The organism is Kribbella turkmenica (genome assembly GCF_004348725.1).
GTDB lineage: Bacteria > Actinomycetota > Actinomycetes > Propionibacteriales > Kribbellaceae > Kribbella > Kribbella turkmenica.
In genome coordinates this window covers 1-11,434 of sequence record NZ_SMKR01000210.1, presented here as the reverse complement: position 1 = coordinate 11,434, position 11,434 = coordinate 1, and the positions used below count along the sequence as shown (strand labels likewise).

The 11,434-nt window shown below is 69.0% G+C and carries 12 protein-coding genes and 1 pseudogene; 4 read left to right on the top strand and 9 right to left on the bottom strand.

Features of this window, described 5'->3' with window-relative positions; genetic code table 11:
• Positions 1-283 precede the first annotated feature (283 nt).
• The 3 genes from E1218_RS32105 to E1218_RS32095 all read left to right on the top strand — a co-directional run bounded on the left by E1218_RS32105 (position 284) and on the right by E1218_RS32095 (position 2,689).
• Positions 284-778, top strand: coding sequence for an SRPBCC family protein (locus E1218_RS32105; RefSeq protein WP_132326802.1), 495 nt, complete (start codon positions 284-286; stop codon positions 776-778).
• Entirely contained in the window at positions 775-1,116 is a 342-nt protein-coding gene (locus E1218_RS32100) for an ArsR/SmtB family transcription factor (protein ID WP_132326801.1), read from the top strand. The genes E1218_RS32105 and E1218_RS32100 overlap by 4 nt, the downstream gene beginning before the upstream one ends.
• A gap of 115 nt (positions 1,117-1,231) precedes the next feature.
• Entirely contained in the window at positions 1,232-2,689 is a 1,458-nt protein-coding gene (locus tag E1218_RS32095; RefSeq protein ID WP_132326800.1) for an MFS transporter, read from the top strand.
• Positions 2,690-3,237: 548 nt separating this feature from the next.
• On the opposite strand, the gene E1218_RS32090 is transcribed toward E1218_RS32095, so the two are convergent.
• From E1218_RS32090 to ssd, 9 genes and pseudogenes are all read right to left on the bottom strand, one after another.
• A complete protein-coding gene (locus E1218_RS32090) occupies positions 3,238-3,648 on the bottom strand; it encodes a hypothetical protein (RefSeq protein WP_132326799.1) in 411 nt (136 codons plus the stop codon).
• Between the two features lie 86 nt (positions 3,649-3,734).
• Complete coding sequence (locus E1218_RS37595; protein ID WP_233712609.1) at positions 3,735-4,355, bottom strand: response regulator transcription factor; 621 nt, start codon at positions 4,353-4,355, stop codon at positions 3,735-3,737.
• A 459-nt stretch (positions 4,356-4,814) separates the two neighbouring features.
• Positions 4,815-4,979 (bottom strand): annotated as a pseudogene (locus E1218_RS38350) (pilus assembly protein TadG-related protein); the annotation flags it as partial.
• Positions 4,976-5,416 carry a TadE family type IV pilus minor pilin gene (locus E1218_RS38345; protein WP_407657651.1) on the bottom strand — a complete coding sequence of 147 codons (441 nt, stop codon included), beginning with the start codon at positions 5,414-5,416 and terminating at the stop codon, positions 4,976-4,978. The pseudogene E1218_RS38350 and the gene E1218_RS38345, both read right to left, overlap by 4 nt.
• A 71-nt stretch (positions 5,417-5,487) precedes the next feature.
• Positions 5,488-5,700, bottom strand: coding sequence for a DUF4244 domain-containing protein (locus E1218_RS32080; protein ID WP_132326797.1), 213 nt, complete (start codon positions 5,698-5,700; stop codon positions 5,488-5,490).
• Positions 5,701-5,841: 141 nt separating this feature from the next.
• Complete coding sequence (locus E1218_RS32075) at positions 5,842-6,552, bottom strand: type II secretion system F family protein (protein ID WP_233712608.1); 711 nt, start codon at positions 6,550-6,552, stop codon at positions 5,842-5,844.
• Complete coding sequence (locus E1218_RS32070) at positions 6,549-7,337, bottom strand: type II secretion system F family protein (protein WP_132326796.1); 789 nt, start codon at positions 7,335-7,337, stop codon at positions 6,549-6,551. Before E1218_RS32070 ends, E1218_RS32075 begins: the two co-directional genes overlap by 4 nt.
• A 100-nt stretch (positions 7,338-7,437) precedes the next feature.
• The gene (locus E1218_RS32065; RefSeq protein ID WP_132326795.1) at positions 7,438-8,589 is read right to left on the bottom strand and encodes a TadA family conjugal transfer-associated ATPase; all 1,152 of its coding nucleotides are present in this window, start codon (positions 8,587-8,589) and stop codon (positions 7,438-7,440) included.
• The gene (ssd, locus tag E1218_RS32060) at positions 8,586-9,656 is read right to left on the bottom strand and encodes a septum site-determining protein Ssd (RefSeq protein WP_132326794.1); all 1,071 of its coding nucleotides are present in this window, start codon (positions 9,654-9,656) and stop codon (positions 8,586-8,588) included. The genes E1218_RS32065 and ssd overlap by 4 nt, the downstream gene beginning before the upstream one ends.
• Before the next feature lie 203 nt (positions 9,657-9,859).
• Between ssd and E1218_RS32055 the strand changes: the two genes are divergently transcribed.
• A partial coding sequence (locus E1218_RS32055) for a glycoside hydrolase family 18 protein (protein WP_132326793.1) occupies positions 9,860-11,434 on the top strand: 1,575 nt, incomplete at its 3' end.

Here is an 11,434-nt window from a genome sequence, read left to right as displayed (position 1 = left end):
GGCTGGACCCATCCGTACCGGGCCAACGCCGCCTGCACCGGCCCCGTACAGGGGCCGACTCCACCCGCGCCACCCACACGCGGGCCATCGCCGCCTGCACCGACCTCGCCGTACGGCGCCGTGAGGGGTCGCCGCACAGCATCTCGGCCGATCTGCGTGGGCTGGGCGCCGTGGATTGAACCTTTCCAGTCGAACTGGACATCGAACTGCAATCTGGCGGTTGCATTCAGACGAGTGATGTGCAATCGTCTAGTTGCACATCGATTCACACGGAAGGAACGTCATGAATGACACCACGTACACCGAGGCGGAGCTGGCCGAGCTCGACAGCATCGCTCGCCAGATCGACATCGACGCGCCGGCCGATCGAGTGTGGGAACTCATCGCGCGGCCCGGCTGGTACGTCAACGACGGCACCGTCGAGGACGAGCCCGACCTGCGCTATGAGGGCGATGTCGCGGTCGTGACGGAACCGGGAGTCGGGGAATACCGGTTCCGAACGGTGCGGCTGGACAAGCCGCGCTATGCCGCCTTCCGTTGGCTGGGCACGCCGTTTCGTCCCGTCTCCGAGGGGACGCTCGTCGAGTTCTGGATCGACGAGCGTGCCAGCGGCGGGGTGACACTGCGCGTTCTCGAGAGCGGGTTCTCCACCCTCTCCGCCGACCCGGCGACCTGGCTGAAGGAGCGCGAAGGCAACGACCGCGGCTGGACGGACGAACTGGCCGCCGCGAAGGCGTTCGTCGAGTCCGGGACGGCGCACGCAGATCCGGGAGCATGAGTGTGCCGGACCTCCCGACCATGTGCGCCGCGCTGAGTGACCCGACCCGCTGGGAGATCCTCACGCGGCTCGGACAGGGCGCGATGTCGGCCTCCGCCCTGGCCCGGGTCCTCCCGGTGAGCAGGCAGGCGATCGGCAAGCACCTCGAGGTGCTGCGTGAGGTCGGGCTCGTCGAGTCGGAGCAGCGCGGGCGCGAGGTCGTCTACCTGGTCGTCGGCGCCCGGCTGAGCTCACTCGCCCGGGAGCTGGACCGCATCGGCCGGTCCTGGGAGACCCGCCTGCTGCGGATCAAGCAACTCGCCGAGCAGCCCGACCAGGACCCGCCGCCTCGGCCCTGATCGCCGCACCTACCTACGTCAACCGCGTCTCCGCGTCGAAGCCGCACGCGCTTCGCCGCGCGACTGCGCATGCCGGAAATCCCTTCCACGACAACGCGATCGGCAGGTACCAGACATGTCCATCCAGGCGGTCGAGACGAACACCGACCTCCGCCCCACGGAGGAGCAACGGATCATCACGCCCAGCGAGCGCACTCCGGCGACGCGGGCCAGACGGAGGTTCGTGCTCGCCCTCGTCTGCGCCGCCGTGGCGATCGTGGGCATCGACGGGGCCATCGTGAACGTGGCGCTGGCCTCGATCCAGCACGAGCTCGGTATTGGTCACGGCACGCTGCAGTGGGTGGTGGTGGCCTACGGCCTGCTGCTGGGCGGGTTCCTCCTGCTTGCCGGGCGGATGGCCGACCAGCTCGGTCGGCGACGCGTCTTCCTGGCCGGCATTGCCATCTTCACGGGTGCCTCGCTCCTGGCCGGGATCGCACAGCACGCCGGTCTGTTGATCGTGGCGCGTGGGGTCCAGGGAGTCGGTGCGGCGCTCATCGTGCCGGCAGCGCTGTCACTACTGGCAGTCACGTTCGCGGAAGGACCCGAACGCGACCGCGCCGTGGGCCTCTTCGGAGCTGTCGACGGCGTGGCCGCGTCGGCCGGGGTCGTCATGGGCGGGCTGCTCGCCGCCGGTCTGGGCTGGCGCTGGGCGTTCTTCATCCACGTGCCGGTCGGGATAGCGCTGCTCGTCGCCGCCCTCGTGTTCCTGTCCGCAGATCGGCCCGATGAGCGAGCTCCGCGCCTCGACGTTGCCGGAGCCATCACGGTGACTAGTGGCCTTCTGGTCTTCGTCTACGCGTTGCACCACGCTGCGAGCCACAGCTGGTTCACATGGTCCACCCTGGCCCTGTTCACCGCGGCCGCTGCGCTGCTGGCCGTGTTCCTCCGGATCGAAGCACGTGCGGCTGCCCCGCTCGTGCCCGCCGCAATGCTGCGGAACCGCACGCGGGTGGCCGCGAACCTGACCGCCTTCCTCGCGTTCTCCGCGCTCCTGTCGTTCATCTTCATCGGCTCGCTGTTGATGCAGCAAGTGCTGGGCTACTCGCCGGCGATCGCAGGCGTGGCGTGGCTGGCTACGACGGCCACCATCTTCGTGGCGGCGATGACGGGCACGCGGTTCGTCGCCCGGGTCGGGGGGCGCAGGCTGCTGATCACCGGTCTGTCGCTGGTCGCCGTCGGGGCGTTCTGGCTGGCGAGGGTCCCCGCTGACGCCAGCTACGTCACGGACCTGCTGCCGGCCTTCCTGCTCGCCGGGGTCGGCTTCGGGTTCTGTGGGCCCGCTCTGCAGCTCGGCGCCCTGTCCGGGGTGTCGCGATCGGATGCGGGGCTGGCGTCCGGCCTCGTTGAGACGTCGCGCGAGATCGGCGGCGCGGCCGGGGTCGCCGGGGTGTCGACGGTCCTCGTCACGGGCTCCGACCTCGACAGCTTCCACGCCGCCTTCACTGTCGCCGGCGTCCTCGCCGTCCTCGGCGTGGTCGTCGCGGCCACGGGATTCGCACGGTCCGCGGCGCGGGAAGGAGAGATGGCATGAACGGGAGGTCATGCTGCGGTGGTTCGGAACACGTCATCGCCCGGCACCGGCGGCGAGGCGGCGAGGCGGCGAGGCGGCGAGGCGCACCGTAGCTCGCCGAATAGAGCTGATCCCCGCGGACCATGTGAATCTGATGCGAAGCCAGCTGACGTCAACCGAGCCAGGTCCTACAGGTGGCGAGGGCGATATCAGCGTCGGCCACCCCGACCGCGCCGACCATGGCCTCCACTGCTGGTCATGCAGCCGCGACGACGCCTGGCGCATGGGAGGCTACTACGGCCAGTAGCAGCACACCCGCTTGATGATAGAGCTCCCGTACGTCGCGGAGCTTGAGATTACGTCAGCGCATCTTCGCTCGGCTGGTCCCGCTCAACAGCGTCGACCGCTCGTGTCCCAGGTGCGGAGCGGATTGCGAGCAGACGCCCGTACGCGTCCAGCCCAGCGCGCAAGCCCTCCGGCCTCCGGCGACAGGCGTCCGATGTCCCGCATCCCGCGTCCGGTGTCCGCGTTCGAGCTGGGTTTTGACTATGCCCGAACGCGTCGGCGTGCTAAGGGTTGAGCTGGCCCAGGAGCCAGTTGGGGCCTTCGCTCGTGGCACCTGTGGGTTCCGTGCGCTGGCGAAGGCCGCGGTCGGCGGTCACCACGGTGACGTCGGGGGCCGGCTCGCCGGCCGCTGATTCGGCGGCCACTGCGGCGATCGTGTCGTCGCCAGAGCCGTCGGCAAGGACCACGCGCAACGCACCGAGATCCGGAGCGTCCGCGCCGGATACGGCTCGTCGAGCAGCACCTTCGAGGACAACGATGACCTGGGTCGCGTCCTCCAGCCGCTCCTGCAGTTCGGCAAGCCGAACCAGCAGACGCCGAGCAGCCCCAACGCGGTCTCGCCACCATCCGTCCGGCCGTGACCCCACGACGTTCGCCGCATCCACCACAATCACCCGACGCCGTCCACCCACCATCCCCTCAGTCTGCCCCTCGCAGATCCACCCATCCGAATACGCCACACCGGTCGGCCGCGGGCTGTGGATTCGGCGGGTCTGCCTGGTCAGTCGAGGAGCCAGCCGTTGCGTTCGGCTATGTGAATGGCGTCGGATCGGGTTCGCGCGCCGGTTTTGCCGATGGCGGACCAGAGGCGGGTGCGGACCACGCGTTCGGAGACTTCGAGCTTGCGGGCCATCAGGGCGACCGAGCCGCCGTCACGGGCCGCGCGGAGGGTGTCGGTCTCGTCGTCGTCGAGTGGGGTGTCGGAGTACCTGAGGTTCTCGGCCGCGAGGTTGGCGTCGACCACGCGGAGACCGAGGTGCACGCGGCGTACGGCGTCGGCCAACTGGGGAGCCGGGCTGCCCTTGAGGGCGAATCCCTTGGCGCCGGCCTCGATGCCCCGGCGGAAGTGGATCGGGCGGCCGTACGTCGTGAGCATGACGACGCGGCACTCCGGGATCGACGTACGGAGCTTGGTGGTGACCTTGATGCTGTCGTTCCCCGGTCCGGCCGCGTCGAGGAGCGCGACGTTCGCGCGGAGACGTTTCGCGGCGCCCACCACATCGTCCGAGCGGTTGAGCTCGGCAACGATCTCCAGGTCGCGTTCGCGTTCCAGACCGCTCCTGAGTACGCCTCGGCTGAGGATCTGGTCGTCGACCAGCAACAGCCGGATCCGGTCGGGCAAACGGGCCTCCGGGGTGACCGTCCGGGCGCCGGGGAAATGCGTCCGGGAGGATGGGCAGGACTTCGGTTCCAGATCATGGAGTCCGGTCGTACGCCTCGTCCAGATCAACGCGGCATCTCTACCAGATTGCGACCAGATCGCGACCGCTTGAGTACCACCGTCGTTCGGGCGCCCTGACCATGCGGTCGGTCCCTGGACCGGGCCGGCGCGCGCAGTGGCGGTGACGGTCGGGTGAGCTAGGTCGGCGAGGTGGAGTTGCCTGGTCAGTCGGACGGTGACGGACTCTGCGGTGACTTCGCAGGCGGCGAGGGTGGCTTGGTGCAGAGCGGCTATCCGCGCCGCTGTTGCGCAGGCAACTGGATCATCTGCTGTGGTCGGATCAGCCGCCGTGGAGCTGGCGGCGTTGGAGGGTGGTCGCGGGATTGACGGCTCCGGATTGAGCGACTCGGCGGCGCTCAGGGCTGCTAGGTCTGCTGCGGCTGTGAGTTGGTGGCGGGCTATGGAGATGGCTGACCAGACGACAGCCATGGCGAATGCAGTGGTGAGAAGCAGGCCTGCGAAGAGGGTTAGGAGCGTGCCGCTTCCACGGTCGGATCGGGCTGTGTGGCGTGCCGGGTTGGTCACGACTGGGGGTCCTCGCTGGTGGGTTCCGATTGGAGTGTGGCTGTAGCGGTGACGGGAGTGGCGGGGAGGGCAGCTAGCAGGGGTGCGTTGCGGTATGGCATGGCAGCGACTGTGACCCGGATGTCGGGTCCGGTTCGGCTGATGGTGATGGTGGCGTTGGTGGGGGCTGTGCGGCGGCCTATTTCCTGGGCTGTTTCGGGGCCTTCGCCTCGGGCTACAGCGCGGGCGACGTCTCGGGCGGCGTCGATGCAGCGGATGTTGGTGGTGACGACGCCGATCAGCCAGATGCCGAGGAAGAGCAGGGTGAGGAGGAGCGGTAGGGCTATGGCTACCTCGGCGGTGACCGCTCCGCGTTGAGTTCTTGTTCGGCGGAACCGGCCGTCGCATGCCGGACGCGGCTGGCACGCACGTGTCGCGGGAGGGTGGTGGATGAGCATGGGACTCGGCATGTGAGGTCCTTGGGGTGGGGCGGTCGCGGGAAGGGGTGGCCGCGACCGCCCCTGTCTGGTTAGAGCTGGACGCCCTCTACGCCGGCCAACTGGAGGGCGTAGTTGATGAGGGCCTTGAGAGCGTTCAGCATGGCGTCGGACTTCAGCAGGGCGACGAGGATGCCGCCGAGGCCGCAGACTGCGACGACGCTGACCGCGTACTCGGCGGTGGCGGCTCCGCGGTCGGAGCGGGTGCGAAGACGGTTGCGGACCGCCACGAGCGCCTTGGACATCTGGTACCTCCGATCTGTGGTCCGGGGGCTTCCGGACCGGTCACTGACAAGGTGCCGTCGTCAGAGGCCTGGTTTTCGAGGGAGTTTCGTGGTTGGGGATAACCTTCGTGAGGCGCGAGGATTTTGTTGCTTTGAGCATCTTCAGTGTGAGAGGTACGGGATCAACACGTCGGCGATGGTGGGGACGATGGAAAGGAGGACGAAGGCGGGGAGGAAGCACAGGCCGAGGGGTAAGGCTGTGCGGGACTCGATGGCTCGGGCCTGCTGGTCGGCGGCGTGGTGGTGAGCTTGGCGGGTGTCGTCGGCCAGGTGCTCGAGGGTCTTCGAGAGTGGGGCGCCCGAGCGGAGGGAGCGGTCGATTGCCCTCGCGAACGGGACGCAGGCTGGTTCGGTGCGCAGGTGGGACCAGGCGTCTGCTGGGTCGGCGCCCAGGGCGAGGTGATGGGCTACCTCGGTGAACAGGTCCGCGAGGGGACCGGGGATGGCTGTGGCGACTGTGGTCAAGGCTTGTTGGGGTAGGCGACCGGCGCGGAGGCAGGCTGCTAGCAGGTCGACTGCCAACGGGAGGTCGGCGGTGAGGTGGTTGTTGCGTTGTCTGGCGGCGGACGGCTCTAGGCGGGCCAGGGCTTTGGGGATCCCAAGGTAGGCGGCGACGGCGAGGACGATGCCCACCGGGAGGCCGAAGGCGAGGAGGATGCCGAGGGCCGCGGTAGTTGCTGCGAGTCTGTGTGTGCGGGGTGGCACGGGGCGCTTGCGGCGTGGATGTGGCGACAGACGGCGTAGGTCTGGGTGGGCGGGGATGACCAGGTACGACGTGATGGCGGCTGCGGCTGCGGCCAGTACGGCGGTCACGGGTTGACCTCCGCTAGACGGGTCGTCCAGTGGAGGCCAACGGCGGTGAGGCCTAGGCCGGCTGCCAGGCAGAGCCAGCCGATGGGGGTCTCGGTGAGGAACGACAACGGTCGGGCGCCGAGCGAGTAGCCGAGGACGATGCCGAAGACCGGTAGCAACGCGAGGATGCGGGCGGTAGAACGGGCGCCGGCGAGGCTGGCTGCGGTTTGGCGGTGGAGGGCTTCGTCGGCTCGGAGGAATTCTGCCAGGCGTTCGGTGAGGGCCGCGAAAGCTGCGCCCGATTCTTCGGCTACCCGCCAGGCTGCGGCCAGGGCGCGGAGACCGGTTGCTCCTGGGGATTCGGCGGCTAGGTCGAGGGCGCCGGGGACGTCGCCGCCGAGTCTGGCTGCTGCGTGGGCTATGTGGAAGTCGGGGCAGGCGGTGGCGGCGCCCTCCAGAGCGTCGACGGGTGGGCGGCCGGCGGTCAGGTCGGCGGCGAGGATGTCCAGGGCTTCGATGATCTGCGTGCGACGGGTGGTAGCTGCTTTGCGTCGGTGGTGCTGGGCTCGTTGGCTGAGGATCAGCCAGGTGATGGCGGCTATCGCCAGGGCGGAGATCAGGTACTTCGTGCCGAGGGCGAACAGTGCAAGGCCAATGGGTGGGGCGAGTAGCCAGCGCTGGAACAGGCGGCGACTGGGAGCTGGTGAGGTGCGGGGGGTGAGGCGGTGAAGGCCTCGGCCCCGGGTGGGGAGAACGAGGAGGAGAGTTGCCAGCACGAGCAGGCTGGCGGTGAAGGCGGGAGTCATGGTGCACCTGCCGGAACTTGAGGTGACAAATGGGTCGGGGCAATGGGCCGCAGGCTGCGGCTGAGCAGGCGGATTCAGCTGCGCGCGAGGTGGGCGAGCGTCAGGCTGCGGTGGGAGTGGTCAGACGGTGGGCTTGGGGATGGTGGTGGATGGAGCCGTTGGGGTGGAAGGTGTGGGCTGGGCAGGTGATGACCTGACCGGTGGGGAGACGGTCGAGGACTTGGATCTCGGCGATTCGGCGGGTGCCGGTGGGGGTGCGGGTCAGGTGGATGACAGCGTGGAGGGCTGAGGCGACTTGGCTGTGGAGGGCTTCTCGGGTGAGGCCGGCCAGGGCGCCCAGGGCTTCCAGGCGGGCTGGTACGTCGGAGGCGGAGTTGGCGTGGACTGTGCCGCAGCCGCCTTCGTGACCGGTGTTCATGGCATTGAGGAGATCGACGACCTCGGGGCCCCGGACCTCGCCGACGACGAGGCGGTCGGGCCGCATGCGCAAGGCCTGGCGGACCAGGTCGCGCAGGCTGATCTCACCGGCCCCTTCCACGTTCGCAGGCCTGGCCTCCAGGCAGACGACGTGCGGGTGATCAGGGCGGAGCTCGCCGGCATCCTCGACGAGGACCAGGCGCTCGCGCGGATCGACCAGCGAGAGCAATGAGTTCAGGAGCGTGGTCTTCCCGGTTCCGGTGCCGCCGCTGATCAGGAAGGCGCGTCGGGCGTCGAGGAGGTCGCGCAGGATCGTCGTACCGGCTGGGGGTAGGGCGCCGGCGGCTACCAGGTCGTCGAGGGTGAAGACCTTGCGCGAGGGGATGCGAAGGGAGAGGCAGGTGCCGGGCGCGGCCACCGGTGACAGGACGGCGTGGAAGCGGGTGCCGTCGGACAGGCGTACGTCGACGTACGGTGTGGCGTCGTCGAGTCGGCGGCCGGCGGCTGCGGCCAGGCGGGTGGCGAGGCGGCGGATGGCCGACTCGTCGCCGGTGCGGATCGGGACGCGTTCCAGGCCGTTCCCGCGGTCGACGTAGACCTCGTCGGGGCCGTTCACCAGGATGTCGGTGATGCCCGGCTCGGACAGGAGGGTGTCGAGCGGACCCGCACCCAAGGCCTCGCGGCGCAGCGCCGCGACCACGGCGAGGACGATCGAATCCCCGTAGACGCTGCCGTCGGCGCGCAAAGCAGCCGCTACCCGGGCCGGTGTTGGTTCCTCCCCGGTGACGGCCAAGGTGCCGCGGACTCGGTCGATCAGCGTGCTGGGGACGTTCATGCGGCGGCAAGCTCGGGCAGGTCGAAGAGGTCGAGCAGGTCGGAGGCCGCGCGCGCCAGCGAGCCCCGCGGACGGGGGTCGAAGCGGCCCTGATCCATCGCTGCGGGCAGGTCGCGCTCGTGACCGACTCTTGTTGCTAACGGCAACGAAAGGTGATCGGCCACGTCGGTGGCGGACAGACCCCCCGGACGACGCTCGCGGGCGACGACACGCACATCGCCGGCCACAGCCCGCAGTGGGCCGACCAGGCGGTTGGCCGCGGCGACCGAGCGGACGTCACACGGTACGACGAGCAAGGTCGCGCCGGCGCGGACGAAACCTTCTTCTACCGCCGGATCCGCGCGCCGAGGGAGATCGACGACCACCAGATCGCTGCTGCGCTGAGCGGCGCCCAGCACCGAACTCATCGTCTCCGGTGGCAGGACCGTGACATCGGACCGATCCCACGACAGCACCGCCAGGCCCTCGACGGACGGAAGCGCTGACCGCAAGGCGGCAGCGCTCACACGCCCGGAGGCGTTGAGCAACTTGGGCCAGCGGTCGCCGACGTCGTGCTCGATCCCCAACGCCAACTCGATACCGCCGCCGAGTGGATCGCCGTCGATCAGCATCGTCCGGTAGCCGCGCCGGTTCCCGAACATCGCGACGGCTGACGCGAGCGTGGTCGCGCCCGCTCCCCCGCAACCGCCCACGAAGGCCAGCGTCAACGCCGTCCTGACCGCGCCGTCCAGCGCGTCGGCCAACGTGTCACCGAGCGCCGACTCGTCGTCAGGCAGCCGGAACACCGCCTCCGCGCCGCTGTCGAAGGCACTGCGATACACGTCGTCGCCGTCCGTGAACCCGGCCACGACCACGCCGGAGCGCCGCACCGGTTGCGTACGGGCGAGCGGCTCGATCAGGTCGTGGCCGACGACGACCAGGCCGGCGGCGTGCCAGTTGCGGCGGAGGCCGAGCAGGTCGTGCTCGACCAAGGGAGTGACGGACGCCGCCGCGGCCAGCCGGAGCAGGTCGTCGAGCAGCACCTCGTCAGTAGTTGCCAAGAGCACCGAATCGGAAGAAGTATCCATGCCTAGAAGATGCCGTCGCCGGACCACCGCCCGGCCAGGCACTCCGATCCCTGTGGACAAAGGCGTGTCGGCTTTCCGTCAACAGCGGGAATCCGCCATCGCCAGGCGGCGACCAACCCACCGGGAACGGTTACCGTTCCTTTCGAAGCGTCTTTAACTAAATTTCACCGGACCGCTTCCGTCCCAGCTCCGGAGGACCGCCCATGAGTCGACTACGCATGCTCGCCGCCACTGCCACCGTGGCCGCCACCGCCCTGATCACCGCCGCCGGCGTGTCCCTTGCCGCGCCCGAGGCCGAGCAGGCCGCGGCCGCCCCACAAGCCGCCGGTGGCGTGAAGACGGCGTACTTCACCCAGTGGGGAATCTACGCCAACGCGTTCTACCCGAAGAACCTCAAGACCACCGGCGCGGCCGCGAAGCTGGACTTCCTGAACTACGCGTTCGCCAACATCCACCCGATCGACCACACCTGTTTCATGGCGAACAAGGCCGCTTCGCAGGACGAGAACAACCCGAACGCCGGCGACGGGGCCGGCGACGCGTTCGCCGACTACGGCAAGTCGTACGGCGCGGACATCAGCGTCGACGGGGTCGGCGACGTCTGGAACCAGCCGATCCAGGGCAACTTCAACCAGTTGAAGAAGCTCAAGGCGGAGTATCCGAACCTCAAGATCCTGATCTCGATCGGGGGCTGGACCTACTCGAAGTACTTCTCCGACGCGGCCTCCACCGACGCCAAGCGGAAGACCTTCGTCAGTTCCTGCGTGAACATGTTCCTCAAGGGCGACCTGCCGGTGATCGACGGCTTTGGCGGTCCCGGGACCGCGGCCGGCATCTTCGACGGCATCGACCTCGACTGGGAATACCCCGGATCGCCGAACGGCCACGTCGGCAACCACTGGAGTCCGGCCGACAAGCAGAACTTCACCCTGCTGCTGGCCGAGTTCCGCGCCCAGCTCAATGCCTATGGCAACCAGACCGGCAAGCGCTACTACCTGACCGCGGCCACCCCGGCCGGCCAGGACAAGATCGCGACGATCGAGACCGACAAGATCGGGCAGTACCTCGACTACAACAACGTGATGACGTACGACATGCACGGCGGCTGGGACGCCACCGGGCCGACGAACTTCCAGGACCCGCTCTACCAGGCCCCGGACGACCCGAGTACGCCGATCCCGCCGGGGCAGGCCAAGTACTCCGTCGACGGCGCGATCAAGGCGTGGACGACCGGCGACCCGGCGTACGGCATCCCCGGCGGCTTCCCGGCGAACAAGCTGACGATCGGATACCCCTTCTACTACAGGGGCTGGAAGGGCGTCCCCAGTACGGCGAACGGCAAGTACCAGCCGGCCACCGGACCGGCCGACGGCCACGCGATGAGCGGCAACGTCCCCGGCGTCTCGTTCTACAAGGAGCTCGTGGGCTTCGTCGACGACCCGTCGGCCACGTACTTCGACGACACCACCAAGGCGTCGTGGTTCTACCGCAACGGCACGTTCTGGACCGGTGACAACGCCCAGTCGATCAAGGCCAAGGCGGACTACCAGCACTGCAACGGCCTGGCCGGGGCGATGATGTACTCCCTCGAGGCGCTCGACCCGGGCCTGACGCTGTTCAACCACGTGGTCAGCGCGGTCAACGCGGACACGCCCGGCTGCGACGGCCCGGACCCGACACCAACACCAACGCCGACGCCAACACCAACGCCGACGCCAACACCAACGCCGACGCCGACGCCAACGCCCACGCCGACGCCGACCCCCACGCCCACTCCC